The sequence below is a fragment of the Amycolatopsis sp. NPDC004368 genome (assembly GCF_053602515.1).
In genome coordinates this window covers 142040-167745 of the sequence record NZ_JBSGDT010000008.1, presented here as the reverse complement: position 1 = coordinate 167745, position 25706 = coordinate 142040, and the positions used below count along the sequence as shown (strand labels likewise).

Here is a 25706-nt window from a genome sequence, read left to right as displayed (position 1 = left end):
CCCAACCGGCGAGACGTGCCGGACCGGCGCAGCTCACCCAACCGGCAAGGCGTGCCGGACCGGCGCAGCTCACCCAACCGGCAAGGCGTGCCGGACCGGCGCAGCTCACCCAACCGGCGAGACGTGCCGGACCGGCGCAGCTCACCCAACCGGCAAGGCGTGCCGGACCGGCGCAGCTCACCCAACCGGCAAGGCGTGCCGGATCGGCGCAGTTCACCCAACCGGCGAGACGTGTCGGACCGGCGCAGTGCACCCAACCGGCAAGGCGTGCCGGACCGGTGCACTCGCGGCGGTCGACCGTCCACACCACAACCGAAGGGAGTCCTATAGCGAAACCAACCGCGCCTCGGCGCGACGGGCACTAACAGTGGCCAGATGTCGCCTGTGGTGAGGTGGGCGCGTGATTTCGCGTGTGCTCGACGTCTCGTCCGTGGCGGCCGGCCGGGTGGTGGCCGACGGGCACCGGGCGGTTGCCGACGCGCTTACCGCGGCCGACACAACGGCGGCGATCACGCTGGTCACCGGCGGGGTCGCGCTGCTGGTGGTGCTGGCGGGCGGCACGCCGTGGCGGTTTGCGCGCAACGTGGTCACCATCGTGCACGAGGCGGGCCACGCGCTGGCCGCGGTGCTGGTCGGGCGGCGGTTGCGGTCGATCAAGCTGCATTCGGACACCTCGGGCGTCACGGTGTCGCGCGGGAAGCCGGAGGGTCCGGGCATGGCGTTCACGGCGTTGGCCGGGTACGTCGCGCCGTCGGTGCTCGGGCTGGTGTTCGCGAGCCTCGTCGGGCAGGACCTGGTCACGGCGGTGCTGGTGCTGATCGCCGTGCTGCTACTGGGCGTGCTGATCATGGTGCGCAACGCGTACGGCGTGTTCACCGTGGTCGCGAGCGTGGTCGTGCTGGGGCTCGTGGCGCTGGTGGCGCCGAAGGTGGTGCAGGCGCCGTTCGCGTACTTGGTGACGTGGTTCCTGCTGTTCGGGGGCGTCCGGCCGGTGGTGGAGCTGCAGGTCAAGCGGAGGCGCGGGCAGGCGCGCGATTCCGACGCCGACCAGCTGAGCCGCCTGACCGCGGTGCCCGCCGTGCTGTGGGTGCTGGTGTTCGTGGTGCTCACGGTCAGCTGCCTGCTGGCGGGTGCGCTGTGGCTGCTGGAGCCGGTCGTCGCGTGAGGGGCGTCCCAACGGTTGAGCCCGTCGTCCCCGGATGTGGGCGGTGCGGCAAACTGGTCCTCTGCCGAACGCGCGGAGGGAGACGAACGATGGACGAGGTCGCGAAGGCCGTCGAGGAGTGCGCGCGAGCGGCGAAGCTGGCCGCACCGTCGCTGGCCAGGGCCACCGAGGAGGCCGTGGACGCGGCGTTGCTGGGCATGGCCGAGCGCTTGCTCACGCACCGCGAGGAGGTGCTCGACGCCAACCGGGCCGACGTCGCCAAGGCGCGCGCGGACGGGATGAGCGCGGGCCTGCTCGACCGGCTCACCATCACGCCCGAGCGGCTCGACGGCATGGCCGAGCAGCTGCGCCTGCTGGCCGGCGCGCCGCACCAGGAGCGGTCCGTCGAGGTGTCCACTTTGGACGGCGGCCTGCGGCTCGTGGAGCGGCGGCGGCCGGTGGGCGTGATCGGCGCGAACTACGAGGCGCGGCCGAACGTGACCGTCGACGTGGCGTCGCAGCTCGTGAAGTCACGCAACGCCGGGGTGCTGCGCACCGGGTCGGCCGCGCTGGGGTCGGCCCAGCGGCTGCGTGACACGGTGATCGCGCCGGCACTCGCCGAGGCGGGGATCGATCCGGACGTGGTGCAGCTGGTGCCGCGGGTCGAGCGCGAGGCCGCGTCGGCGCTGGTGCGCCTGCCCGCGCTGGTGCCGCTGGTCATCCTGCGCGGCAGCGGGGACAGCACCCGCGCGCTGGCCACCGAGGCGGCCGTGCACGGGGTGGGCACGCTGGCGCACGCGGACGGCGGCGGCGTGCTGTACGTCGACGCCGGGGCCGACGCGGGCAAGGTGCGCGACCTCGTGTTCGCGAGCCTCGACCGGCTCGGCGTGTGCAACCGGCTGAACCTGCTGCTGATCCACGACGCCGTGCACGACGCGGTGTGGCCGTCGGTCTCGGCCGCGCTGGCCGAACGCGGCGTGACGCCTTCGCTCGCGCCGCACGAGCACGCCATCGGCTACGAGTGGGCGCTGGATTCCGACCACGAGGCGACCGTCACGGTCGAGCGCGTGAGCGGGCTCGAGCAGGCCGTGGAGATCGCGAACGAGCGGACGTCGGGCCTCGCGGCGGGCATCGCCACCGAGGACGAGGCCGCGGCCGGCGCGTTCTTCGACGGCTACACCGGCACGGGTGTGTTCTGGAACGCGCCGACGCGGCTGCTCGACGGGTTCAAGCTGCTCGCCGTGCCCGAGACGGGGATCAACCTCGACCGCGTGCCGGGGCCGCGCGGGCCGGTGACCTACACCGACCTGTACGTCCGCCAGTACGCGGTCCAACCCGCATGAGCGGCCGCCCCCACGTCGTGTTGTCCGCCGCCCAGTCGCTGGACGGTTATCTCGACGACGCGAGCACCACCCGGCTGATGCTGTCGAACGAGGACGATTTCGCCGAGGTCGACCGCCTGCGCGCCGAGGCCGACGCGATCCTCGTCGGCGCCGGCACCGTGCGGGCGGACAACCCGCGGCTGCTCGTGCGTTCGCCGGCGCTGGTTGCCGAACGCGTCAGCGCCGGGCGGCCGGAGCAGCCGATCAAGGTGACGATGACCAGCAGCGGCAAGCTGGATCCGGCGTCGCGCTTCTTCACCGTCGGCGAGGCGCCGAAGCTCGTCTACGCTCCACCCGTCGCGGTCGACGGCTTGCGTGACGTCGCGACGATCGTCGACGCCGGCACCCCGCCCCGGCTCGACCGCATCCTCGACGACCTCGGCGCGCGCGGCGTCCGCCGCCTCCTCGTGGAGGGCGGCGGGGCCGTCCACACCCAGTTCCTCGACGCGGGCCTCGCCGACGAACTGCGGCTCGCCATCGCCCCGACGTTCGTCGGCGACGCGCGCGCCCCCCGCTTCCTCGGCCCGGGCGCGTTCCCGCGCCCACTCGAACTCGCCGACCTGCGCCGCCTCGGTGACGTCGCCGTCCTGCACTACCGCGCGGCCACCGAACCGACCCCGACCGACATCCTGCTCCTGCGCCAGGCCATCGCCCTGGCGGACGAATGCCCGCCCAGCTCCACCTTCCGCGTCGGCGCCGTGATCGCCGCCCCCGACGGCACGGTCCTCGCCACCGGCCACTCGGGCGAAGGCGAGCCCCACAACCACGCCGAGGAAGCCGCCCTGGCCAAACTCCGCGCGGACGACCCCCGCCTGACCACGGCGACGATGTACAGCTCGCTGGAGCCGTGCAGTTCGCGAGCGTCCCACCCGAAGAGCTGCACGCAGCTGATCCTCGAAACGCCGATCCCCCGCACCGTCATCGCGTGGCGCGAGCCGTCCCTGTTCGTCGAGGCGGAGGGCGTGGAACTCCTCACAGCGGCGGGGCGCAAGGTCATCGAGGTGCCGGCGTTGGCTTCGGAGGTCCGGCGGGCCAACACGCATCTGCCGGGCATCCGTCCCTGAAGCAACGGTTCGCCGCTCAGCACACCCAGTGTTGCGACACCAGGAACTTCATCGGCCTCTTGCCTTGGACCAGGGGAATTCGAAGAGGTAGCCATCGGCATCCTGGTCATCCGGTACGTCGAACCTTGCCGGCGTCAGCTCGCGTGGCCGCACCGAGGGCACGGCGCAACCTTCCGCAGCGCCAGCACCTGCGCCGCCGACACGACCGGCAACGAGTGTTCCGCGGCGAACGCCGCCAGCTCCTCGGCGCCCGCCATCTCGCCGACCCGCCACGACGACACCAGTCCACTGAGGACCGCGGCTTCCCGCTTCCCCGCGAGGCGCACCAGGTCCAGCGCGGCCTCCGCTCGGCCGGAGTGGTGGGGCGCCCCGGTGCGGGCCGTCCGGATGGGCACGACGTGGCCGGGGCGGGTGAAGTCGGCGGAGGTGGCCGTGGGGTGGGCGAGGCGGCGGAGTGTGCGGGAGCGGTCCGTGGCGGAGATGCCCGTGGTGCCGCCCAGGGCGTCGACCGTGACGGTGAAGGCGGCGGCGTCGGGTGAGGCGCGGGGCATCGGGGGGAGGTTGAGGCGGTCGCAGGTCTCCTCCGGCAAGGCGGCACAGAGGAAGCCGTCGGTGTGGCGGACGGCGAAGGCGACTAGGCGCGGGGTGGCGTCTTCGGCGGCGAAGACGAGGTCGGCGTGGGTGCCGGTCACCAGCACAGGGCGCCCGGCGGCGAGTGAGGCCACGGCGTGCTGCAGGTGTTCGGTCATCGGGACCTCCTTCCCCGACAGCCTCGCCTCCAGAGAATCCCGCACGCCATAACCCCCGGGGGTCATCCGAGGTCGGCGAGTTCGGCCGAGATCCGCTGCGCCTCCGCGACGAGGTGGCCCATCAGGAGCCGCGCGCTCGGCGTCGGCTCGCGGGCCGCGAGGGTGGTGATGCCGATCGTGGGCGGCACGGTGTCCAGGCGGACCGGCAGGGTCGCCAGGCCGTCGTCGCCGGTGCCGATGAGCAGGGGCATGGGTGACACGGCGTCGGAGCGGGTCAGGATCGAGCGCATGGTCAGGATGGTCGAGCATTCGATCCTGTTGCGGGGCAAGGGCAGTCCGTGGCGGGCGAAGAGCTCGTCGAGTTCGTCGCGCAGGGCGGTGGGGCGGCCGGGCAACAGCCAGGGGAAGTCCTGCAGCTGCGAGAGCGTGCCGAGGCCAGCGGCGAACGCGGGGTGGTCGCGGCGGGCGATGATGCCCACGGGGTCGTCGTAGAGCGGCAGGTCGCGGAAACGGGGCGTGGTGCGGGCGGGGAGGCGGCCGACGAGCAGGTCGAGCTCGCCGCGGACGAGCCGGACGTCGAGGTCGGTGCTCAGGCTCTCCACCACGGTCGCGGTCAGCGTCGGGTGGTCGGCCTTGAGCCGGATGAGCGCCGCCGGGAGCAGCGTGTGCGCGGCCGCCAGGTTCGTACCGACGCGCACGGGCTCGAAGCCGCCGCTGCGCAGCTCGTCGATGCGGTCCTGGGCCGAGCGCAGCTGGCCGAGCACCGCCTGCGCGTGGTCGAGCAGAATCTCCCCCGAAGCGGTGGGCCGCACGCCCCTCGGCCCGCGGGTGAACAGCTCCACCCCGACGATCGCCTCCACCTCGCGCAGGGCGCGCGTGACCACCGGCTGCGTCACGTGCAGCGACTGGGCGGCACCGAGCAGCGTGCCGTTGTCGGCAATCGCGATCACGAGCGTGAGGTGGCGCAGCTTGAGCCGGCCGTCGAGGAAACGCTCCACTCACCACCTCCGGAGAAGGCATAGCGAAAAACCCTCCAGCTATGCCCACTGGAGCATAACGGCGCCCCGATAGGTATTGGTGCCGCGAAGACCGCTCGCACACGATGAAATCCATGTCCCCCGAACCAGTGACCACGCTGATTTCCGCGCTCGCCGAGGGTGCCGTCTCGATCGTCGACCTCACCGCGCCGCTCTCGGCCACGACGCCCGTGATCCAGCTGCCCCCGGAAGTGGCCGCCACTCCCCCGTTCCAGCTGGAGACGCTGTCGAAGTACGACGAGCGCGTCCCCTTCTGGTACCACAACACCATTCACACCGGCGAGCACGTCGGCACCCACTTCGACGCGCCGCGGCACTGGATCACCGGCGCCGGCCTCGAAGACCTCGCGGACGTGCCGCCGAGCCGGCTCATCGCCCCGGCCGCGGTGATCGACAAGACCCGCGAGGCGGCCGCCGATCCGGACTATCTGCTGCGCCGCGAAGATGTCGAAGAGTGGCAGCGCGAACACGGCGGCCTGCCCGCCGGCTGGCTGCTGTACCGCACCGGCTGGGCCGCGCGTTCGCACGACCAGGCCCTGTTCCTCAACGCCGACGACAGCGGCTCCCACACGCCGGGCGTCGACCCCACCTGCGCACGCTGGCTGGCCGAGGAAACACCGATCCTCGGCTTCGGCGTGGAGACGGTCGGCACGGACGCCGGGCAGGCGTTCGGCCTCGAACCCCGTTCCCCGTGCACTCGTGCATCCTCGGTGCCGGCAAGTACGGCATCACCCAGCTGCAGAACCTGCACCTGCTGCCGCCGACGGGAGCGTTGCTGATCGTGGCGCCACTGCGGATCGTCGGCGGATCCGGCAGCCCGGCGAGGATCCTGGCGCTCGTCGAGAACGGAGCGCGCTGACCATGCTGGTCCACGAGGCCATCGGCCGGTTCCTCACCGAGCAGGGCGTGTGCGCCGCGTTCGGCGTGGTCGGCAGCGGCAACTTCCACTTCACGCAGGCGTTGGTGGCCGGGGGCGCGCGGTTCGTGGCGGCCCGGCACGAAGGTGGTGCCGCCACCATGGCCGACGCGTACGCGCGCATGTCGGGTGAGGTCGCCGTGCTGTCGCTGCACCAGGGCTGCGGCTACACCAACGCGTTGCCCGGCATCACCGAAGCCGCCAAAAGCCGCACCCCGCTGCTGGTGCTGACGGCCGAAGCGAACGACCCGGCGTCCAACTTCTTCGTCGACCAGCCCGGTCTCGCGGCCGGCGTCGGCGCGGTGCCGCTGCGGGTGCGTTCGCCGCGCTCCGCCCTGAGCGACGTGGCGCAGGCGTTCGCCGTGTGCGTGCAGCAGCGGCGCACGGTGGTGCTCAACGTCCCGATCGACGTCCAGGACCAGGAACTGCCACCACAGGACGACGGCCGGCTGCCGACCGCGGTCGCGCCGCCCCAGCCCGCGCCCGGGCCTCTGGCGGAGTTCGCCCACCTCCTGAACGAGTCGGCACGGCCGGTGTTCATCGCCGGGCGCGGCGGGCGGTCCCCGGGCGCGGCCGAGGCGATCCGGGAGCCCGGACGACGGAGGGGTGCGCTGCTGGCGACGGCGGCCGTGAGCCGCGGCCTGTTCAACGACGACCCCTGGAGCATCGACGTCTCGGGTGGCTTCGCCTCGCCCCTGACGGCCGAACTGATCTCACAGGCCGATCTCGTGGTGTCGTTCGGGTGCGCGCTGAACATGTGGACGACGCGCCACGGCGCGCTGATCGGACCGGACGCCCGTCTCGTGCAGATCGACCTGGACCCGGCGGCCATCGGCCGGCACCACGACGTGGACCTCGGTTTGTGGGGCGGGGTGACGGAAACCGCCCGCGCGGCCACCGAGCTGCTCGGGTCCGAGACCCGCGTCGGCTACCGGCGACCCGAGATCGGCGAGCGGATCCGCACGGGCCTGCGGTGGAACCAGCTGCCGTTCGACGACGAGTCCACACCGGACCGGATCGACCCACGCACCTTGTCGGCCACGCTCAACCGCCTGCTGCCGCGCGAGCGGACCGTGTCCGTCGACTCGGGAAACTTCCTCGGGTACCCCAGCATGTACCTCGACGTGCCCGACGAGAACGGCTTCTGTTTCACCCAAGCGTTTCAGTCGGTCGGGCTTGGTTTGGCCACCGCGGTGGGCACCGCGCTGGCCCGACCGGACCGCGTGCCGGTGGCCGCGCTGGGCGACGGCGGATTCCTGATGGGACTGTCCGAACTGGACACCGCGGTCCGGCTCGAGCTGCCGTTGCTGGTGGTCGTCTACAACGACGCCGGTTACGGCGCGGAAGTCCACCACTTCGGCGCCGGCACCGCGGGACTGGAGAACGTCACCTTCCCCGAACACGACCTCGCCGCGCTGGCGCGGGGGCACGGCTGCGAAGGCCGCACCGTGCGCTGCGCCGAAGACCTCGGCGTGGTGACCGAGTGGCTGGCGGCGAAGCCCCGGAAGCCGCTGGTGCTCGACGCGAAGATCACGTCGGACGGTGGTTCGTGGTGGTTGCAGGAAGCGTTCGGGCACTGAGACACCGCGGACCGGACCCCACCGGGGCCCGGGCCGCGGGCATCACTCCGAACCAGCCGGCGCGCGCAGCCCGGCTTCTTCGAGCCGCGGCAGCACGTCGGTGGCGAAGCGCACCAGCCCATCCTCGTAGTCCAGCCACAGCAGCATCAGACCGTCGACGCCGGCATCGGAAAGCTCCCCGATGCGCTTCGCGATGTCACTCGCCGAGCCCACCAGCGGGTACGCGCCGTAGCCCGCCTTGAACTCGTACGCCATCTCGGCCAGCCGGCCGGGCCGCATCGTCTGGGAGTTGGGGATGTTCGCGTTGATCATTTCCATGACAGCCACGTCGTCGCCCTGGGTCACGATGTAGTCGTGGGCGTAGGCCTCCGCTTCGGTCGTGGTGTCCTTCTGCACGACGTAAGCGGAAAGCCAGATCTGGATCTCCTTGCCGAACATCCTGCGCGCGTCTTCGCGGTATTCGGCCACCCGCTCCTTGACTGCCAGGGGATCCGGGTCGTCCGGAATGGTGAACGCGACTTCGGCGTGCTGGGCCGCGAACTTCCGGCCGCGCGGTGACCCGCCCGCGTTCAGCAGCACCGGGCGCGACTGCAGCGGACGCGGTTGGGAAATGGCGTCCTTGACGTGGAAGCTCTCGTTCTGCAGATTGAACTCCTCGGTCGAGGTCCACAGCTTGTCGAACACCTCCATCCAGTCGTCGCCGTAGGCGTACCGATCGCTGTGCTCCTTCAGCTCGATTCCGAACAGGTCGAACTCGGGCTGGAACCAGCCGCACACGAGGTTCATCCCGGCGCGGCCGCGGGAAATGAGGTCGATGGTCGCTTCGGCCTTGGCGACGAACGCCGGGTTGATCAGCGACACCGCAACCGTGCTGATGACACTGATCCGCTCGGTGATCGCGGCGACGGCACCGGCCCAGGTGAGGGTCTCCATGATGTCGCCCGAATAGTGTCCGCCGCGGCCGAAAGCACGCCAGCGCGACGCGGAGACGAACCCTTCGAGGCCGAGCTCGTCGGCTTTTTTCGCGAGCCGCGCGATGGCGTCCCAATCGCCGGAGAACCGGTCCGGGTGAAAAGTGAAGGCACCACCCGAGCCGTTCGCGGCGAAGACGCTCAGCTTCAGTTTGTTCGCCGAATCCCGAATGGGGTTGGGCTTGATCGAATCGTCGTCCACTGATACCACATTCCTCGAAAGTGAAGGCCAACGCAGTTCTCCGCTATTTTCTCGGCGCGAACTGCTGGTGGGCCATAACCCTCGGGTGGTATTTCGCCAACGCGCCGTTGACCCGGCTTCGGCCGCTGCGCTAGCGTCGCAAGCATTCCGCGCCCAGCCGCGGCCCGCACCGAAAGCCGGTGCGGGGCTGTACGAGCCACAAGACCTCGTACCAGCTGCGAACAGATCGCCCTCCCGGGGGCCGGACGGAGCAGCTATGAAAACCACCGTCGTGGTGGGAAACCCGAAACCCGCTTCGCGCACGCGACAGGTCGCCGAGGCTTTGCTCGAGCGCCTGGTGAAGGACGACACCGACCGGCAGGTGATCGACCTGGCCGACTACGCCACGGAAGTCTCCGGGAGGCCGCGTCCGCGTTCGCGCGCAAGGGTGCCGACCGGTGGGGCGGGGTGGTGCGCACCGAGACGACAGCGGGAAACCCGGTGCTGGCCGAGAGCCTGATGTGGCTCGACTGCGTGATCGACGCCGAGCACGAGGCAGGCGATCACGACATCGTCGTCGGCCGCGTGGTGGAGATGAGCGCGGGCCAGGACGACAACCCGCTGCTGTTCTACCGCGGCGGGTTCCGCGGCATCGCCTGACGCACGGCCCGAACGGGCGGCTCCCGGTGAGGAGCCGCCCGTTCTTGTGCGCCAGTATTCGCGGGCCTGGTTTTCGTACACTCAGTCGCGTTCGGCCAGCAGCCGCCGCAGCCGGTAGTGCTGGATCTTGCCACTCGGCGTCTGCGCCATAGACATCCCCGGCCCCCACCTCGACGCCCTGCGCGCGGCCGCCGCGGCCACGAAGACCACGGTGGTCATCGGCGTCAACGAACGCAGCCGGCACAGCCTCGGGCTGATCTACAGCAGCATCGTGACGATCGGCCCCGACGGCTCGGTGCTCAACGTCCACCGCAAGCTCGTGCCGATGTGGGCCGAGGAACTGACCTGGGGCGGCGGTGACGGCAACACCGTCCGGGTGCTCGACTCCGCCGTCGGTCCCCTGGGCGCGCCGGCGTGCGGGGAGAACACGAACACGCTCGCGCGGTTCTCCTTGCTGGCACAGGGCAAACTCGTACACGTCGGAGTTGCATCTCGCTGCCCGTCGCGCCGGCCGACTACGACATGGCGCAGGCCATCGCGGTCCGCAGCGCCGCCCACGCCTTCGAGGGCAAGCTGTTCTCCGTGGTCGCCTGCTCCACCATCACCGACGAGATGATCGAGATCGCCGCGGGTGACGACCCGGAGATCGCTCGGCTGATGCGGCGACCGAACAGCGCGTTGTCGGGGATTTTCGGTCCTGACGGCAATCCGGTGGTGGCGCCGCTGGTCGGCGAAGAAGGGATCGTGCACGCGGAGATCGACCTCGCCCGCAGCAGCCAGCCGAAGCAGCTGCACGACATCGTGGGGGGGTACAACCGGTTCGACGTTTTCCAGCTGCAGCACGACATGACTCCGCGCCGGCCGGTGGTGTTCGAAGACCGGGCGGCGGGCGCCGGCGCCATCGGCTCTCCGCAGCCGGTTGTGGGCCCTTGGCGATCGGACGAGGACGAGACCCACGGCGTCTGAGCCCGCCGACGAGGCCTTCCTCCTGCGCCGACGAACGCGTTCGCCCACCAGCCGGACACGCCGGCTGGTGGGCGAACGCGCGACACCGTGTTGTTCAGAACCGCCCTCCTCCGCCGAGGAAGTACGGCACGCAACCACGGCTACTGGAACGAGGACACCGGCGGCAGTGCAGGCTGACCGAAGCTGCGCGCACCATTGCTGGCAGAGTGGCGAACCGCGTCGAACCCATATCGCACCATCGCGGATTCGTACTTGGCAACCGCGTCGAGCCGCAACGAAGAGGCCAACTCCGCCGACAACGTCGCGCCATCCCGCAACGCGGTGTTGGCCCCAGCACCGGCGGCCGGGCTCATCGTGTGGATCGCATCGCCCATCACCGTGACCCGGGTCGTCTCCCACGGGTCGACCGGCACGCTGGTCCTCACTTTGAGCGGGAAAGTCGAGTCGTCGTCCCAGTGCTCCACCATCGCCCGAATTTCGGGAGCGAACCCGGCCAAGCGGTCCAACGCGACCTCACGCATCTCCGCACCGGACAGCGCCGCGGCTTCGCCTTCGCTGAGCGCGAAGATGTCTTGCGGCGCGCTGAACGAAAAGGACATGTACGGGTCGTGATCCCGCAAATCGAGGTCAGGAACCAATCGAGCAGCTGCTTCGGCCACCGGCTCCGGATAATCGACTGATCCGAAGCCGATCAGCGTGTTGTCGGGAGCAACCGCCAACGAGAACACTTTGAATGCTTCGGGCGTGAACAGCCGACGGCTCTGCTCCGTCAGCGGCACCCTGGTGTAGAAGCTCCCAAGCCCGAAATCGACGACCTCGGCGTGTGGCAGGTACTGACGGCGCACCGGTGAATTCACACCGTCGGCGCCAACCAGTAGTTCACCCCGGGCCGAAGTGCCATCGGTGAAGTGCGCGGTCACGCCGTCACCGTCCGCCTCGTAGTGCGTGAACCGCTTGCCGAAGTTGATGCGCAGCCCGTGCTGCAGGATCTGGCGCACGGTGAACCGGTTCACGTTCAAGTGCGGGTCGCGGCCGACGAGGGGAAGATCCTCCACGTGGCGCAATTTCTCGTCGTACACAACGTTGCGAGCGAGAACTTGCTGCGCGGTCGCCCGAAAGAGTTCGTACAAGTTGTGTGGCAGAACCGCACGAAGTGCGTCATTTCCTACACTGTCGATATGGAGCCGATAACCTTGCGGCCGGGCATCGAGCGCAGCGTCGCGTTCGTAAATCTCGAACGGAACCCCCGCCTTGCGCAGACCTTGAGCTAAACTGAGTCCACCCATGCCCGCGCCGATAATGATGACAGACATCGATATTATCCACCATTCCAACAAAAGAGCGCTCAGGTGGGATATTGCAAATACGCCGGGCTAACCCATACCGGACAAGTGCTTTTCGCGCGCTCTCCGTGTTCGAGGTTACCGCCACGGCCGAGCCGCGGCGGTAAGCATGTGACGTGGTACACATCCACCATGTGATGGTTTTGCCGACATCCTCACCCATCAGCGTTCATCGACCGGTGCTCGGCGGTCGACTCGGACGGCAGCCCCGGTCAGCCGACTGACCAGTCCGACACTCGCCCGAAATTCCGATCGAGACCGTGGCCCGGGCAGCGCTGACGGCCTGATCTTCACAGGTGAAGAGGGGTTTGCCAGAAAATCGGTATGGCGGCACCGTACCGCCATGACGGCCGGCAGTGGACGCCAGCGTCGGGCCGGGGGTCTCGACGGGAAGCGGTGCTCGACGCCGTGGTCGAGGTTCTGGCCGAGCGGCCACCCTCGGTCGCGAGATCGCGCATCGGTGCCGATCGCAAAATCATCGGTATGTTCAGCGCGCCCGCCACCGGGCGAGTGGATCCGCACCACCACCAACTGGCAGGAGCTCAACCTCGGCGAGCGGCACCTGCCCACGGCCCGCGAGCTCGACGCGGCCACCGACCGGCACCCGGTCCTGCTCAAACGCGGCGGGCACAACGACGTCCGCAACTCCTACGCCTGAACCTCGCGGGCATCACCGAGGACACCCCGCAGCCGACCGGCGGGTCATCGAGCGCGACGAAGTCCTGACTTCCCGGCGGCCCAGCCACGGCGTCCGGACGATCGCCGTGGCCGACGACTTCGGCGGCCGCCGCCCCGAGCCCGAGATCCAGGCCGTCGTCGCGGCGGTGGAGCACCTCGCCGCGCGCGGCCACGACGTGCGGAAGCTTCGGTTCCCGGTCGAGGACCTGTACCCGACGCTGGCCACGACCGTGCTCACGGAGAGCTCGGCCGGGCACCGATCGGCGGGCCGCTGGCCTCAGCGGGCCGCGGAGTTCGGCCCGGACGTGCAGTCCCGCTTCGCGCTCGCCGAGCAGGTCACGCAGGACGAGTACCTCGCGGCGCAGCGGGCGCGGGTCGGGTTGCGCAGCCGGGTGGTGGAGCTGTTCGCCGACGTGGACGCGGTGCTGTGCGCCACGTCGTCGGTCCCGCCGATCGCGATCGAGCGCCTCGGCTCGCCCGAGGGCGCGCGGCTCCGGGCCGACGTGATGGAGTTCCCCGCGCTGGCGAGCCGCACCGGCGTCCCCGGCGATGACGGTGCCCGGCGGAACCGCGCCGGACGGTCTGCCGATCGGCGTTCAGCTGATCGGCCGATCCGGCGCGGAACCGCTGCTGCTGAGGCTGGCAGCCGAGAGGTCGGGGATCACGCCGTGGGCGACCCAGCCGTTGCCGCCGATGAGGCTGCCGCCCGGCGCGTGGGCGATCGAGGCGCCCGAGGCGGCCAGCAGCTTGACGTCGTCCGGGGGCAGCCAGCCGATGTGCGCGAGCACGAGCCGCTGATCGAGCACGCCCATCCGGTGGTAGCGCTCGAGATCCGCGTTGCGGCTCGCGTCCGACGGGCGGCCGATGAAGTGGCCGACGATGCCGGCGTCGCGTTCGGACACCCGCTCCAGGACTTCCTCGACCAGCCGATCGCTGACCGCCGGCGGCATGTCCAGGTCGTACCAGACCTTCAGGCGACCGTCGGCGGAGCCGTTGAACCGGTCGTGGGCTTCGTCGGCTTCGGCGAGGCAATCCTCCGCACTCGGCACCTCGCCGCCGAACGGCCCGGCCTGGTCCCCGGACTTCGCCGCGAGCACGCCGCGGATGCCGAGCTCCGTTGCCGCCCGCGCCGTCGCGGCGGTGCGGGGCCCGCCGGCGTCGGCGAAGCAGGTGGTGCCGTGGCGGATCAGCTCGGCGAGGCTCGCCGACGCCGCAACGTAGGCCTCTTCTTCCGTCAGCTGGTCCTCGTGCGGGACCACGATCTCTTTCAGGCGCTTGAGCTGCGGCTGCTCGTCGACGGCGCCGTTGATCAGGAACGCGCCGGCGGCGTGGTGGTGGCAGTCGATCAGGCCCGGGGTGAGCAGGCCGCCCGGCCGGTCGATCAGCTTCGCGGGCGCGTGGGTGGTGAGGATCTCGTCGCGCTTGCCGACCGCGACGATCCGGCTGCCGGCGATGGCGACCGCGCCGTCGCGGATGATCCGGCGGGTCGCGTCCATCGTCGCGATCGCGCCCGCCGTGATCACCAGGTCCACCGAGGCCGGCCTCACCGGGCCACTCCACCGACGTCGTACGTCACGTTCATCGCCTCTCGGGAGACGGCCCTCGGTTCCGGGCCCGCGAACCCACCTTCTTCCGCGCGGACGACCGGGGCCATACCCCTCAGGTGGTATTCACCGGCCGTGCGGTGGTGCGTACCGCCTCGACCCGGGACCGCGCGCCGAGCTTGCGGTAGACGTGCTTGAGGTGCTGCTTCACGGTGTTGAGCGCGATCCCGAGCTCGGCCGCGATCTCGAGGTTCGCCAGGCCGCTCGACACGAGGTCGAGAACCTCGGCCTCCCGCGCGGTGAGCGCCGCGCCGGCCCCCGCCGGGTTCCCGCTGCGCTGTGCCGGCAGCGCGACCCCGACGTTCTCGCTCAGCCGGGTCGTGCGGACCTCCACCGCGCTCGACGCCGTCCTGAGCACCACGGTCTCCTCGAAGCGCGCCGGGCCGGCGGCGGCTTCGTACGCCCGGGCGTTGGTGAGCGCCACCGACACGAACCGCGCCAGCCGATCAGCGACCTGCTGCTCCGGCGTCCCGTACGCCGGCCGGCCGCGACGGCGCGACAACGTGATCATGCCGAAGGCGCGCCCGGCACGCAGCAGCGGCACCGCCAGGCAGTGCTCGAACCCGTACTTGGTGAGCACCCGCCCCTGCGGCGACCGGCGGTGGTCGGCCGCGCTGCGGTGGATCATCACGTCGTGCACCGAGTAGTGCGTGCTCGTCGTCCGCCGCAGGTACTCACACGGCTGGGGGACCTCGTCGAAGTCGTGGACCAGCGACGGCGGGCCGCCGATCGTCGAGACGAGCGTGCGCCGGTCGTGGCGATCGAGCAAATAGACGGCACCGCTGTCGCTGCGCGTCAATCTCGCCAAATCGGGCAGTGCGCGCTGCTGCACTTGAGCGGAGCCGAGGGTGCCGCAGACGAGTTCCGCGAACCGCGCGATCGCCGGCCACTGATCGTCCACTGAATTGCCTCCCGTATCGCTTCGGAGGTCCTGGAAACACTGCCACAGTGCCAGGTTTCACATTAAGCAGTGTACTCGTCACGATCTTGGTCGCGACCCGGCAATGACTGCGCGAGCTCCTTGACAAATTGCGAAATCGGTGAGCAATGGCAATTGCGCCGACGCCCTCGGCGCTCAAAAACGATCACGCAACGGGCCGTAGAAACGCAGGGCCGCATGAACCCATGCCCCTCCCCGCACCCCGATCCGAAGCCTCCTTGCGGCCGCCGAGCCGTTGTCAAGGCATCTTTCCCGCCTTGACAACGGCTCAGCGGCCGTCAACACAATCCAGCTTCGGGGTGCACGACCAACGTGAACCGCCCTGCGAGGACAGCCCTCGACAACCACAACCCACCCCGCCCCGCGCACGCCTCGGCGAAACCAACGCCAACAACGCAGCCGGGGCTAGCCGACCGGCGAGAACACCAGACTGCCGTTGTGCCCACCGAAGCCGAAGCTGTTCGACAGCACCGGTCCCGGCGTCCATGGTGTGGGTTCCCGGGCCACGTCGACGTCGAGTGCGGGGTCCTGGGTGGACAGTCCGAGCGTCGGCGGGACGAGTTCGTGCGCCATCGTCAGCGCCACGGCGACGGCCTCCACCGCGCCGGCCGAGCCGAACGAGTGCCCGGTGGCCCCCTTGATGCTGGTCACCAGCGGCCGCGAGGCACCGAAGACGCGGCGGATGGCGTGGGCCTCGGCGGCGTCGTTGAGGGCGGTCGAGGTGCCGTGGGCGTTGATGTGGGTGATGTCGCGCGGTGTGTAGCCGGCGTCGTCGATCGCCATTCGCATGCAGCGCTCGGCGCCGGCGCCGTCGGGAGCGGGTGCGGTGACGTGGTACGCGTCGGCGGTGGAGGCGGTGCCGTCGATGGTCAGGTAGACGCGCGCGCCGCGCTGCAGGGCGAGCTCCAAGGGCTCCAGCACGAGGACGCCGGCCGCCTCCGAGGCGGCGAGGCCGTCTCTGTCCACATCGAACGGACGCGAGATCCCGCTGCGGCTCAGTGCACGCATGGTGGTGAAGCCGGCCACGCACACGGGCGTGAGGCTGGCGTCGCTGCCGCCCGCGAGCACGACGTCGGCCGCGCCCGAGGCGATGAGCCGGGCGCCCGCGGCGATCGCGTCGGTGCCGGCGGCGCAGGCCGTGGTGATCACCGATGCGCTGCCCTGGAAGCCGTAGCGGATGCTGAGCGCGGCGGCGCCGGCGTTCGGCATCGTCATGGGCACGGTGTGCGGCGACACCCTGCGCTCACCCTGCGCCGCCAGGACTTCGGCCTGTGACTCCAGTGTGGACACCCCGCCGATCCCGGTGCCGAGCGACACGGCGGCGCGGGTGGCGTCGGGCACCGCCACCGTGGGGTCGATCTCGCCGGTGAGCAGCCCCGCGTCGGCCAGCGCCTCGTCGGCGGCCGCGACCGCCATCTGCGTCGCGAGGTCCGCCGTGCGCGCTGCCTTGTGCGACATCCAGCGCCGCGGGTCGAAGCCGGTGAGCCGCCGCACGTTCGCCGTGGCGGCCGGGCGCGACAGCCCGGCCCAGAACTCCTTCACGCCGATTCCGGCCGGCGACACGACACCCACCCCGGTCACCGCGACGCGCCGGTTGAGGACTGGCTTCATGCACGTGCTCCCTCGAAAGAACTGGCCTGGCTGCTACAAGGTCGGGGTCAAGCCGACAGTCACCGCGTCTTCTCCGCGCGAGCACCGGCAGCCCGGTGCCGGACGAACGCCACGGTCGGAACCGCCATCACCACGAGGACGATGCCGCCGACGAGCAGTCCCGAGTGGACCGCGTCGGTGAACGCGGGCGCCGCCGCACGCGTCACCGTGGCTTGCAGGGAAGCCACCGAGGTACTGGCGCCGTGGCTCGCGCCGTCCGCGATTTGCCGCGCGAGGTCCGCCGGGACCCCGGATTCGAGAAGACGGTCGCTCAGGTTCCGCGGGAACTTCGTCGTGACGATCGTGCCCAGCACACTCGGGCCGAGCACACTGCCCAGCTGCCGGAACATGTTCACCGCGGCACTCGCCATCCCCGCCTGCTGCGCCGGAACGCTGTTCACCGCGGCCGCGGTCGAAGGGGCCACCAGCAGCCCGGAACCGATGCCGACGATCAACAGCCCGGGCCACACCTGCCCGAACCCCTGCACCGGTCCCGTGACCAGCAGCAGCAGCGCACCGGCGCCCATGATCACCAGGCCGCCGGTGAGCATGGCCACGAAACCGATGCGCCGCACGAGCCGGGCGGCCAGCGCGCTGACCACGATGTAGGTGCCGAACATGACCAGCATCCGCACACCGGTGCCGAGCGCGTCGAGGTGCTGCACGCGTTCGAGGTAGAGCACGCTCACCAGTGAGATCCCGACGAAACCGAACATCGTGGCGGTCGCGACCCCCATCACGGCCGCGAACGACGGGCTCCTGAACAGCCGCAGGTCCAGCATCGGGTCGGGGTGGCGCAGCTCCACTTGGACGAAAGCCAGGAGCGACCCGGCGAACACCACGTACACCGCGATGATCTGCGCAGCCGCGTAGCCGACCGAGCCCCCTTCGATGATCGCGTAGGTCGCCGACGCGACCACGATCGTGCCCAGCACGACACCGGCCGGGTCGAGCCGGCGCGTCGGGTGCTTGCTCTCCGGGACCAGCACCGGCGTCAGCGCGATCGCCACGACACCCAGCACGACGTTGGTCAGGAACACCGAGTGCCAGCTCGAGTGGTCGAGCAGGATGCCCGCCACCGGCGGCCCGATCGCGAGGCCCAGCCCCGAACAGCTCGCCCAGACGCTGATCGCGCTCGTGCGTTCGCGCGGATCGGCGAAGGAGTGGCTGACGATCGACAGGCTGGCGGGCAGGATCGCCGCACCGCCGACGCCCATCAGCGCCTGGGCCGCGATCAGCAGGCCCGCGCTGTCGGAGAAGTACGCCAGGGCACTGCTCGCGGCGAACACCACCACGCCGCCGAGGAACACGGCACGGCGGCCGATCAGGTCCCCCAGCGTGCCGGCCGTAAGCACCAGGCTCACCACGGCCAGCGTGTACGCGCTGCTGACCCACACCAGCTGGGCCGACGACGTATGCAGGTCGGACTGGATGGCCGGCAGCGCGGAGATCATCGAGGAGACGTTGACGAACGCCATCATCACGCCGAGGCAGACCACCGCCAGGGCCCACCACCGGCCCCGCGCGGGCGCCTCGGGTCTCGCCTGCTGACTTTTCAAAGACATAGTCAGCACCGTAGCAGTCTGACTATGCTTTACGCTAGTCAGGTACAGTGTCTGTCATGGAGCACACACAGGAGCCCGAGGCGGACCGCCCCGTGATGACGCGCGTCGGCGGCTTCGTCGACCGCGACGCGTGGACCGCCGAAGGCTGGTGCAAGATCGAACGCGCGCTGGAGCTCGTCGGCACCCGATCGGCGATGATCCTGCTGCGCGAAGCGTTCTACGGCGGCCGCCGCTTCGACGAGCTCACCCGCCGCACCGGCCTCAGCGACGCCGTCGCGGCGAAACGCCTCAAACAACTCGTCGACGACGGCCTGCTGCGCCAGCAGCCCTACCGCGAGCCGGGGTCGCGCACCCGCCACGAGTACGTGCTGACCGAGCGGGGCCGCACGCTGTTCCCCGTGGTCGTCGCGATGATGAGCTGGGGCGCCACCCTCGACGGCCCGGCCGGCGGCGTCGAACTGGTCCACGCGGGCTGCGGCGAGCTCCTCTCCGCCACCGTGCGCTGCGCCGCCGGCCACGACGTCACCATCGAGGACACCGAAGCCCGCATCTCCCGCGCCACCCGGCGGGCACGGCGGGCGTGACCCCGCCGCGTCCGTCGAGTGTGGACAGTGGCACCGCCCGGGTCACGGAGCGGGAACGAACCGCGGCCCGCTGGTCTCGAACGCGCCACGGTTCTCCCGGACGAACTCCGCGACCGACAACGGCGGCCGCCCGCCGATCTTCTCGACGATGTCGTTGGTGCCGGAGAACACACCGTTGCGGTAGTCGACCGCGACGTTGGCGAGGTGCTGCACGAGGTGCGGGTCCGCGCCCCTCTCCCGCCCCGAGGCGGAGAACTCCTCGACGCTGATCGGCTCGTAGTGCACCGGGTGGCCCAGCTCGGCCGCCATCTCCGCCGCGATGCCGTGGTGGTCGAGCTCCACCGGGCCGTGCAGTGAGTACACCGCGCGGTTGTGCGGCTCGGGCTGCAGCAGCAGGGCGGCGATCACTCGCGACTGGTCGGCCGACGCGATCGGCGCGTGCCGCCCGTCGCCGAAGGGGAGGCGCAGATAGCCCTCGCCGTCGCGCTTCTCCCACCACATCTTGAGCCACTCCGCGAAGAACGTCGGCCGGATGTGGGTGGTGAGCAGATCGGTGCGGTCGAGCAGGCGCTCACTGAGCCAGTGCTGGCGCGCGGCGTTGCTGCCGGCCTCCCGGCGCGCGGAGATCTGGGACATGTTCACCACGGACCTGACCCCGGCCTCCGTCGCCGCCTGGGCGAAGATCACGGTCGACTCCACCAGGCCCGGCAGGATCGGGTGGCAGAAGTACGCACCACCGACCCCCCGCAACGCCGTGGTCATCCCGTCGAGGTCGTGCAGGTCGGCCACGACCACCTCGGCCCCGGCCTCGGCCAGCGCGCGGGAGCGGTCGTCCTCGCGGTGCACCATCGCACGGACGCGGTGGCCGCCGTCGAGCAGCAGCCTGAGCGCGCCGCCGCCGGTCTTGCCGGTCGCGCCGGTCACCAGGAACAGCCTGTCGTCTGAAGACATTTTCAACACCTTTCACGAAAATCGGGAGGAACCGGCGCTTCACCGGCGAACTCCACGGCGAGGTCACTGAAGTCGACGACGTTCCCGTCGTACCTCGCCACACACAGCACCCAGCAGCGTTCCGCGACGACGAGCGCGGGCTGCAGCGCCGCGACTACGTGCCCTACGTGCTGGGCAACTCGCCCGCGGCGCACCACACCGAGGCGCACCGGAGGATCAACACGACGCCGGCCGCGTCTTCGATCGTCACGCGGCGAACACCGTGCGCTGCCGGTGGACGTCGACGGTCAGGTCGAGCCCGGCGGACGTCTTCTCCTGACCCAGCGCCGCCCGCATGGGACCGGCCAGGTGCAGCCGCGCGCGGATCGTGCCGGCTCGGCTCCACCGCTCGCGGCCGCCGTGCGCTGCCAGCACCGAGTCCACCAACCCGGTGCGCCGACCGTCGTTCACCGGTTCAGACCGCGGCCTTGTCGCCGACCACGGTGCCCTTCATCAGCCACACGGGACCCTCGGCGTAGGCGCTCGCCTCGGCGAAGAACGCGCCGAAGTACGGACCCTGGGCGTGGGCGGTGAAGGCGTCGATGTCGGCGTAGGCCTCATTGAGGTAGAAGACGTCCGGGTTCTCCTCGTCCGCGATGACCTCGAACCGGATCGAGCCGGGCTCGTTCGCCAGGGAGTCGGCCCCGGTCTTGCGGGCCACGCGGACGAAGTCGTCGCGGTGGTCCGGCTGAACGGTGAAGGAAACGAGGAACTGGTACATCGCTGGTTCTCCTGAGCTCGTCAGTTCAATGAATGAACCGTAGCACAGGTCGGTTCAGTGAACGAACCAGCGAGGTAGACTGGTGAGCATGGCCCTTCCCAGCACCTACGCGGACCGCAACTGCTCCCTGGCCCGGGCCCTGGAGATCGTCGGCGAGCGGTGGACCCTGCTCATCGTGCGCGACGCCTTCTACGGCGTGCGCCGCTTCGGTGACTTCGCCACCCAGCTCGGCATCCCGCGCGCCGTGCTGACGGCCCGGCTGAAGCTGCTCGTCCGCGAAGGCGTGCTCACGCGCGATGAGAGCGCGGGCGCTGTCGAGTACGTCCTGACCGACAAGGGCGTGGCGCTGTGGCCGATCGTCCGCTCGCTCATCAACTGGGGCGACGACTTCTACTCGCCCGCCGGGGTGAAGCGCGCGCTGCGCCACCACGCGGACGGTGCGCTGCTCGACCACGACGGCCGCTGCGAACAGTGCGGCGAGCTCGTGGCACCCGGCGACACCCGCATCGAACCCGGCCCCGGCTACACCCCGAGCGACGCCGAGCTCGACCCGGTGTCCGCCGCGCTGAACACCTCGCGGCGGCTGCTCCAGCCGCTGCGGACGACGCCGGCCGGCTGATCGCGCCCGTCAGGAAACCCGGTCCAGCCACGCGAGGACCAGCTCCGCCAGCACGTCGCTGTTGTCCTCGCTCATCAGCAGGTGGCCATTGCCCGAATGCGCCGGATCGTCGAGGAACCGGTAGGTGACGTCGGCGCCGCGCGCGGCCAGCCACTCGGCCGTGGCGGCGTCCGCCGCGCGCGGGTGGTCCGTGTCGCGGTCCCCGGTGAGCACCAGCACCGGTTTGCCGTCGAAACGCCCGGGCGCGCGCAGCTGGCTGCCGTGGACGTTCTGGCGCTGCGCCAGCAGCCCGGCGGGAATGGGGCCGAGCTGCCGGCTGAACGTCGCCACGGCGTCGGGCGGAAACCTCGTGCCGGCACCAATCATCTTCGCCCGTGCGAACGAGTCACTCGGCCACCACAGTCCACGTTTCGGCAGCCGCCAGCGCAGCGCCAAGCCTTGGATCTCGACGTCGTCTTCGGTCTCCTCCAGCACCGCCGGCTCCGGCTGGATGTCGCCGGGCGGGCCGGGCGCGAGCGCGACCAACGCGGCGATGCGATTCCCGTGCGTGCCCAGCAGCCGGAACCCGAACGGCCCCGACATCGAGTGCACGACCAGGGCCACCGGCTCGTCCTGCGCCTCCAGCAACGCGCCGAGTGCCGCGCAGACCACCTCGCCCGTGACCTCGTCGGGCGGGAGCGTGGTGCTCCGTCCGGCGCCCGGCCAATCCGGCACCAGCACCCGGTGCCCGCGCTCGACGAAGGCGTGGGCCCAGCCGGGACGACCGTCCGGAGTGGACAGGTAGCACGCCCCGGTGACGCTCCCACCGTGCACGAGCACAACCGTCCGGGCCGGCTCTTGGTCCGGTCGCAGCTCGTCGTAGTACAGCGGAGCCAGGAACCCGGCGCGGTGCTTCACGCGGTGGCCTCCAATAGGGTGTTCGCGAGTTCCCGCAGGTGCGGACTCTCCTGTGGACAATCTCAAGTGGACAACAACGGCTCCCGCAACCCCTTCGGCAGCGCCCGCACCTTCCCCACGTCCACCGGACCCGCCGAGGTCCCCAGGTAGTGCCGGCTCACGTCCTCGTCGGCGAGCAGCGCCGCGGCGGTGTCGGCGCGGGTGAGGGTGCCGTTCTCCATCACCACGCCGTGATCGGCGATGGCGAGGGCGGCGGCGGCGTTCTGCTCGGCGAGCAGGATCGTCACACCGTCGCGCGCGAGCTGCTGCAGCACGCCCAGGATCTCGGTCACCAGCAGGGGCGCGATGCCCAGCGAAGGTTCGTCGAGCAGCAGCACCTCCGGCTCCCGCACGAGCGCCCGCGCGATGGCCAGCATCTGCTGCTGCCCGCCGGACAGCAGACCGGACTGGCGACCGGCGAACTCGCGCAGGATCGGGAACAGGTCGTAGACCCGGGCCAGCCGCCCGGCCACCGCGGCGCTGCCCCGCACGCCCGTGCCGTGCAGGCCCACCTGCAGGTTCTCGGCGACGGTCAGGTCGCCGAACAGCTGGCGCCCCGCCGGCACGAGGCACACGCCGCGGCGCGCGACCTGGTGCGCGGCGAGGCCCGCGACGGGCACGTCGCCCAGCGTGATCTCTCCCGCAACCGGCCGGTGCAGCCCGGCGACGCACTTGAGCAGTGTGGTCTTCCCGGCACCGTTGGCGCCGATCATCGCGACCATCGAGCCGTCGGGAACCTCGCAGGACACGTCGTGCAGCACGCGCGTGGAGCCGTAGCGGGCGGACAGGCCGCGAACGGTGAGTTTCATGGCTTCACTCCCAGGTAGGCCTCGATCACGGCGGGGTCGGCCTGCACGCGCTGCGGCACGTCGTCGGCGATCACGCGGCCGGCGTCGAGCACGGTGACGTGGTCGCTCACGGTCATCACGAGCTCGATGTTGTGCTCGATCACCACCAGCGAGATGCCGCCGGCGCACACCGCGCGCAACGCGGCCGCCAGCTCGCCGGTCTCGGTGTCGTCGAGGCCCGCCGCCGGTTCGTCCAGCAGCAGCAACGTCGGCCCGCCCGCGAGCCCCCGCGCGACCTCGACCAGCCGCTGGGCGCCCGCGGGCAGCTCACCGGCGAGGCGATCGGCGAACGCGCCGAGCTCCAGGAACTCCAGCAGCTCGTCGGCGCGGCGGCCGAGCGCGCGTTCCTCACGCCGGGTGCGCGGCAGGCGCAGGCCGTCGGACAGGAACCGCGCGCGGGTGAAGCGGTAGCCGCCGAGCATCACGTTTTCGCGCACGGTCAGTGTGCCCACCAGCCGCGCGGACTGGAAGGTGCGCGCGAGGCCGAGCGCGGGCAGCCGGTGCGGCCGCACGCCGGTGATGTCCTGCCCGGCGAACTCCACGCGGCCGGCGTCGGGCGCGGTGAAGCCGGTCATCAGGTCGAGCAGGGTCGTCTTGCCGGCACCGTTGGGGCCGATGATCGCGCGCACGGTGCCGGGCGCGACGGAGAAGCTCACGTCGTCGACCGCGGTCACGCCGCCGAAGCGGCGGGTCAGCCCGTGCACGGCCAGCAGAGGGGTCATCGCTGCACCGCTTTCTTGACCGCGCCCCAGATCCCGCGCGGCAGGTAGGTGATCACGAGGATGAGCACGACCCCGGCCACGAACGGCGACCAGGACGCGAAACTCTGGCCGACCTCCGGCAGCCCCTGGATCACCAGCGCGCCCAGCAGCGGCCCGACGATCGTGCGCGCGCCGCCGAGCGCGAGCATGATCACGATGCTCAGCGCCACCGTCACCCCGACCACTTCCGGCGAGATGAACCGCAGGTAGAACGCATACAGGCTGCCGCCGAGCGAGGCGTAGACGGCGGAGACCACGAACGCGCTGGTCTTGTAGCGGGCGGCGTTGATGCCGAGCATCGTCGCGGCCGCGGGGTCGGCGGCGATGGCCGACAGCGCGCGCCCGGTCTGAGACCGCTGCAAGTTGCCGACGAACCACGCGCCGAGCCCGCACACCACGAGCAGCAGGTAGTAGTTGGCCTGGTCGCTGAACACGTCGAAGGTGCCCAGCCGCAGGCTCGGCACACCGACCAGCCCCGAGGGCCCACCGGTGAACCCGGTGAGCCCCGACGCGAGCGATTCGGTGATCACGGCGAGACCGAGGGTGGCGAGCGCGAGGTAGTAGCCGCGCAGCCGCAGGAACACCGTGCCGAGCCCGGCCGCGACGCCCGCGGACACCACGGCCATCACGATCATCGCCACGAGCGTCGGCCAGTGCCAGCGCAGCGTGAGCAGGCCCGCGCCGTAGCCGCCGATCGCCATGAACAGCGTCTGTCCCAGCGAAACCTGGCCCGCGAACCCCATGAGCAGGTTGAGCCCGAGCACGATCAGGAAGAAGATCCCGGCGATCACGAGCAGCCCCAGCCATCCCGGCACCAGCAGGGGCAGCACGAGGGCGACGACCACCGCGACGGCCGCGATCACGAGCCGCTGCGGTGACCGCTGCGAACGCGGCGGCGCGGTCGTCGTGACGGGAGTGAGTTGTTCCTGCGTCGTCATCGCCGCACCTCGCTCGTCTTGCCCAGCAGCCCGGTCGGTCGCACGAGCAGGAGCACGATGAGCACGGCCATCGCGATCACCTGCGCGAGGTCACCACTGGTGTAGCGACTGAAAAGTCCTTGCAGCAGACCGAGAACCAGCCCGCCGACAACCGCGCCGGCCGAGCTGCCGAGGCCGCCGGCCACCGCCGCGATGAACCCGGCGACGGCGTACGGCGTCACCGTGGAGAACTGCAGGAACGTCGCCGGGATCACCGTCGTGCCGGCCAGCGCCGCCATGGCGCCGGCGAGGCTGAACGCGATCAGCCGCACGCGGCCGACGTTGATCCCTTGCAGCGCGGCGGCTTCCGGGTTGCTCGCCGTGGCGCGCATCGTGAGGCCGAGGCTCGTGCGCTGCACCAGGAACCACAGCGCGGCCACCGTCACCACGAGCGCGCCGATGATCCACAGGTACTGCGAAACGATCCGCACGCCGCCGATCGTCACCGCCGTGTCGCCGCTGAAGGGCTGCATCGTGTACGGCAGGTTGCCCCACACGAGCAGCAGCAGCCCGCCGATGGCCTGCAGCACGCCGACGGTGACCAGCAGCATCCGGTCCGGCGTCGCCCGGGCGGCGGCCGGTGCCATGACCAGCCGTTCCACGCCCGCCATGAGCAGCGCGAACAGCGGCACCACGATCACCACGGTCACCAGCGGCGGCACGCCCAGCCACTGCTGGATCGACACCGCGAGCAGCGCCGCGAACACCACGAACCCGCCCTGGGCGAGGTTGATGATGCGGCTGATCGAGTAGACGAGCGAGACGCCCAGCGCGATCAGCGCGTACACACCCCCGTCGGCGAGGCCGCCGATGAGGACCTGGATCAGTCCGGACACGGGC

Annotated in this window: 26 protein-coding genes and 3 pseudogenes; 12 read left to right on the top strand and 17 right to left on the bottom strand. The window is 70.9% G+C overall.

The window, feature by feature from the left end:
* Nucleotides 1-448 precede the first annotated feature (448 nt).
* The 3 genes from ACWEOE_RS14940 to ACWEOE_RS14930 all read left to right on the top strand — a co-directional run bounded on the left by ACWEOE_RS14940 (nucleotide 449) and on the right by ACWEOE_RS14930 (nucleotide 3590).
* Complete coding sequence (locus ACWEOE_RS14940) at nucleotides 449-1165, top strand: M50 family metallopeptidase (RefSeq protein WP_452008829.1); 717 nt, start codon at nucleotides 449-451, stop codon at nucleotides 1163-1165.
* Between the two features lie 89 nt (nucleotides 1166-1254).
* A complete protein-coding gene (locus tag ACWEOE_RS14935; protein WP_452008656.1) occupies nucleotides 1255-2487 on the top strand; it encodes an aldehyde dehydrogenase family protein in 1233 nt (410 codons plus the stop codon).
* Entirely contained in the window at nucleotides 2484-3590 is a 1107-nt protein-coding gene (locus tag ACWEOE_RS14930; RefSeq protein WP_452008653.1) for a dihydrofolate reductase family protein, read from the top strand. Before ACWEOE_RS14935 ends, ACWEOE_RS14930 begins: the two co-directional genes overlap by 4 nt.
* Before the next feature lie 134 nt (nucleotides 3591-3724).
* On the opposite strand, the gene ACWEOE_RS14925 is transcribed toward ACWEOE_RS14930, so the two are convergent.
* Entirely contained in the window at nucleotides 3725-4339 is a 615-nt protein-coding gene (locus tag ACWEOE_RS14925; protein WP_452008650.1) for a 3,4-dihydroxy-2-butanone-4-phosphate synthase, read from the bottom strand.
* A gap of 62 nt (nucleotides 4340-4401) precedes the next feature.
* Nucleotides 4402-5337 carry a LysR substrate-binding domain-containing protein gene (locus ACWEOE_RS14920; protein WP_452008648.1) on the bottom strand — a complete coding sequence of 312 codons (936 nt, stop codon included), beginning with the start codon at nucleotides 5335-5337 and terminating at the stop codon, nucleotides 4402-4404.
* Between the two features lie 104 nt (nucleotides 5338-5441).
* Here ACWEOE_RS14920 and ACWEOE_RS14915 point away from each other — a divergent pair.
* Both ACWEOE_RS14915 and ACWEOE_RS14910 read left to right on the top strand, forming a co-directional pair.
* Nucleotides 5442-6235 (top strand): annotated as a pseudogene (locus tag ACWEOE_RS14915) (cyclase family protein).
* A 2-nt stretch (nucleotides 6236-6237) separates the two neighbouring features.
* Nucleotides 6238-7872: a thiamine pyrophosphate-binding protein gene (locus ACWEOE_RS14910; RefSeq protein ID WP_452008645.1), complete on the top strand. Its 1635-nt coding sequence runs from the start codon at nucleotides 6238-6240 to the stop codon at nucleotides 7870-7872.
* 42 nt (nucleotides 7873-7914) lie between these two features.
* On the opposite strand, the gene ACWEOE_RS14905 is transcribed toward ACWEOE_RS14910, so the two are convergent.
* Nucleotides 7915-9396, bottom strand: a complete 1482-nt coding sequence (locus tag ACWEOE_RS14905; RefSeq protein ID WP_452008642.1) for an LLM class flavin-dependent oxidoreductase — start codon at nucleotides 9394-9396, stop codon at nucleotides 7915-7917.
* Between the two features lie 57 nt (nucleotides 9397-9453).
* On the opposite strand from ACWEOE_RS14905, the pseudogene ACWEOE_RS14900 reads away from it, so the two are divergent.
* Nucleotides 9454-9684, top strand: a pseudogene (locus ACWEOE_RS14900) (flavin reductase family protein); the annotation flags it as partial.
* A gap of 81 nt (nucleotides 9685-9765) precedes the next feature.
* Here the strand turns inward: ACWEOE_RS14900 and ACWEOE_RS14895 are convergent.
* Nucleotides 9766-9903, bottom strand: coding sequence for a hypothetical protein (locus ACWEOE_RS14895; protein WP_452008843.1), 138 nt, complete (start codon nucleotides 9901-9903; stop codon nucleotides 9766-9768).
* Between ACWEOE_RS14895 and ACWEOE_RS14890 the strand changes: the two genes are divergently transcribed.
* Together ACWEOE_RS14890 and ACWEOE_RS14885 are read left to right on the top strand one after the other, a co-directional pair.
* Entirely contained in the window at nucleotides 9839-10300 is a 462-nt protein-coding gene (locus ACWEOE_RS14890; protein ID WP_452008827.1) for a nitrilase-related carbon-nitrogen hydrolase, read from the top strand. The genes ACWEOE_RS14895 and ACWEOE_RS14890 overlap by 65 nt on opposite strands.
* Nucleotides 10207-10650 carry a hypothetical protein gene (locus ACWEOE_RS14885; RefSeq protein ID WP_452008841.1) on the top strand — a complete coding sequence of 148 codons (444 nt, stop codon included), beginning with the start codon at nucleotides 10207-10209 and terminating at the stop codon, nucleotides 10648-10650. The genes ACWEOE_RS14890 and ACWEOE_RS14885 overlap by 94 nt, the downstream gene beginning before the upstream one ends.
* Before the next feature lie 140 nt (nucleotides 10651-10790).
* On the opposite strand, the gene ACWEOE_RS14880 is transcribed toward ACWEOE_RS14885, so the two are convergent.
* Nucleotides 10791-11963 carry an FAD-dependent oxidoreductase gene (locus tag ACWEOE_RS14880; protein WP_452008640.1) on the bottom strand — a complete coding sequence of 391 codons (1173 nt, stop codon included), beginning with the start codon at nucleotides 11961-11963 and terminating at the stop codon, nucleotides 10791-10793.
* 490 nt (nucleotides 11964-12453) lie between these two features.
* On the opposite strand from ACWEOE_RS14880, the gene ACWEOE_RS14875 reads away from it, so the two are divergent.
* Both ACWEOE_RS14875 and ACWEOE_RS14870 read left to right on the top strand, forming a co-directional pair.
* Nucleotides 12454-12651: an amidohydrolase family protein gene (locus ACWEOE_RS14875; protein WP_452008637.1), complete on the top strand. Its 198-nt coding sequence runs from the start codon at nucleotides 12454-12456 to the stop codon at nucleotides 12649-12651.
* A 106-nt stretch (nucleotides 12652-12757) separates the two neighbouring features.
* A pseudogene (locus tag ACWEOE_RS14870) lies at nucleotides 12758-13153 on the top strand (amidase family protein); the annotation flags it as partial.
* Nucleotides 13154-13267: 114 nt separating this feature from the next.
* Here ACWEOE_RS14870 and ACWEOE_RS14865 read toward each other — a convergent pair.
* The 4 genes from ACWEOE_RS14865 to ACWEOE_RS14850 all read right to left on the bottom strand — a co-directional run bounded on the left by ACWEOE_RS14865 (nucleotide 13268) and on the right by ACWEOE_RS14850 (nucleotide 18430).
* A complete protein-coding gene (locus ACWEOE_RS14865; RefSeq protein ID WP_452008634.1) occupies nucleotides 13268-14218 on the bottom strand; it encodes an amidohydrolase family protein in 951 nt (316 codons plus the stop codon).
* 112 nt (nucleotides 14219-14330) lie between these two features.
* Nucleotides 14331-15176, bottom strand: coding sequence for a LuxR C-terminal-related transcriptional regulator (locus tag ACWEOE_RS14860; protein WP_452008632.1), 846 nt, complete (start codon nucleotides 15174-15176; stop codon nucleotides 14331-14333).
* A 444-nt stretch (nucleotides 15177-15620) separates the two neighbouring features.
* On the bottom strand, nucleotides 15621-16826 hold the full coding sequence (locus tag ACWEOE_RS14855) for a beta-ketoacyl-[acyl-carrier-protein] synthase family protein (RefSeq protein WP_452008630.1): 1206 nt from the start codon (nucleotides 16824-16826) through the stop codon (nucleotides 15621-15623).
* 59 nt (nucleotides 16827-16885) lie between these two features.
* Nucleotides 16886-18430 (bottom strand): MFS transporter, encoded by a 1545-nt coding sequence (locus ACWEOE_RS14850; RefSeq protein ID WP_452008627.1) that lies wholly within the window; start codon nucleotides 18428-18430, stop codon nucleotides 16886-16888.
* Nucleotides 18431-18486: 56 nt separating this feature from the next.
* Here ACWEOE_RS14850 and ACWEOE_RS14845 point away from each other — a divergent pair, with 56 nt between their 5' ends.
* Nucleotides 18487-19014 carry a winged helix-turn-helix transcriptional regulator gene (locus ACWEOE_RS14845; RefSeq protein WP_452008624.1) on the top strand — a complete coding sequence of 176 codons (528 nt, stop codon included), beginning with the start codon at nucleotides 18487-18489 and terminating at the stop codon, nucleotides 19012-19014.
* Nucleotides 19015-19056: 42 nt separating this feature from the next.
* Here the strand turns inward: ACWEOE_RS14845 and ACWEOE_RS14840 are convergent, their stop codons facing one another.
* The 3 genes from ACWEOE_RS14840 to ACWEOE_RS14830 all read right to left on the bottom strand — a co-directional run bounded on the left by ACWEOE_RS14840 (nucleotide 19057) and on the right by ACWEOE_RS14830 (nucleotide 20725).
* Nucleotides 19057-19965, bottom strand: coding sequence for an NmrA family NAD(P)-binding protein (locus ACWEOE_RS14840; RefSeq protein WP_452008621.1), 909 nt, complete (start codon nucleotides 19963-19965; stop codon nucleotides 19057-19059).
* 246 nt (nucleotides 19966-20211) lie between these two features.
* Nucleotides 20212-20415 (bottom strand): hypothetical protein, encoded by a 204-nt coding sequence (locus ACWEOE_RS14835; protein ID WP_452008618.1) that lies wholly within the window; start codon nucleotides 20413-20415, stop codon nucleotides 20212-20214.
* A 4-nt stretch (nucleotides 20416-20419) separates the two neighbouring features.
* A complete protein-coding gene (locus tag ACWEOE_RS14830; RefSeq protein ID WP_452008615.1) occupies nucleotides 20420-20725 on the bottom strand; it encodes a putative quinol monooxygenase in 306 nt (101 codons plus the stop codon).
* 88 nt (nucleotides 20726-20813) lie between these two features.
* On the opposite strand from ACWEOE_RS14830, the gene ACWEOE_RS14825 reads away from it, so the two are divergent.
* Entirely contained in the window at nucleotides 20814-21344 is a 531-nt protein-coding gene (locus ACWEOE_RS14825) for a winged helix-turn-helix transcriptional regulator (protein WP_452008612.1), read from the top strand.
* Between the two features lie 9 nt (nucleotides 21345-21353).
* Here the strand turns inward: ACWEOE_RS14825 and ACWEOE_RS14820 are convergent, their stop codons facing one another.
* The 5 genes from ACWEOE_RS14820 to ACWEOE_RS14800 all read right to left on the bottom strand — a co-directional run bounded on the left by ACWEOE_RS14820 (nucleotide 21354) and on the right by ACWEOE_RS14800 (nucleotide 25702).
* Nucleotides 21354-22241, bottom strand: coding sequence for an alpha/beta fold hydrolase (locus ACWEOE_RS14820; RefSeq protein WP_452008609.1), 888 nt, complete (start codon nucleotides 22239-22241; stop codon nucleotides 21354-21356).
* A gap of 62 nt (nucleotides 22242-22303) precedes the next feature.
* Nucleotides 22304-23089, bottom strand: coding sequence for an ABC transporter ATP-binding protein (locus ACWEOE_RS14815; RefSeq protein ID WP_452008606.1), 786 nt, complete (start codon nucleotides 23087-23089; stop codon nucleotides 22304-22306).
* On the bottom strand, nucleotides 23086-23850 hold the full coding sequence (locus ACWEOE_RS14810; protein ID WP_452008603.1) for an ABC transporter ATP-binding protein: 765 nt from the start codon (nucleotides 23848-23850) through the stop codon (nucleotides 23086-23088). Before ACWEOE_RS14810 ends, ACWEOE_RS14815 begins: the two co-directional genes overlap by 4 nt.
* Nucleotides 23847-24827 carry a branched-chain amino acid ABC transporter permease gene (locus ACWEOE_RS14805; RefSeq protein WP_452008600.1) on the bottom strand — a complete coding sequence of 327 codons (981 nt, stop codon included), beginning with the start codon at nucleotides 24825-24827 and terminating at the stop codon, nucleotides 23847-23849. Before ACWEOE_RS14805 ends, ACWEOE_RS14810 begins: the two co-directional genes overlap by 4 nt.
* On the bottom strand, nucleotides 24824-25702 hold the full coding sequence (locus ACWEOE_RS14800) for a branched-chain amino acid ABC transporter permease (protein ID WP_452008597.1): 879 nt from the start codon (nucleotides 25700-25702) through the stop codon (nucleotides 24824-24826). Before ACWEOE_RS14800 ends, ACWEOE_RS14805 begins: the two co-directional genes overlap by 4 nt.
* Nucleotides 25703-25706: the final 4 nt, after the last annotated feature.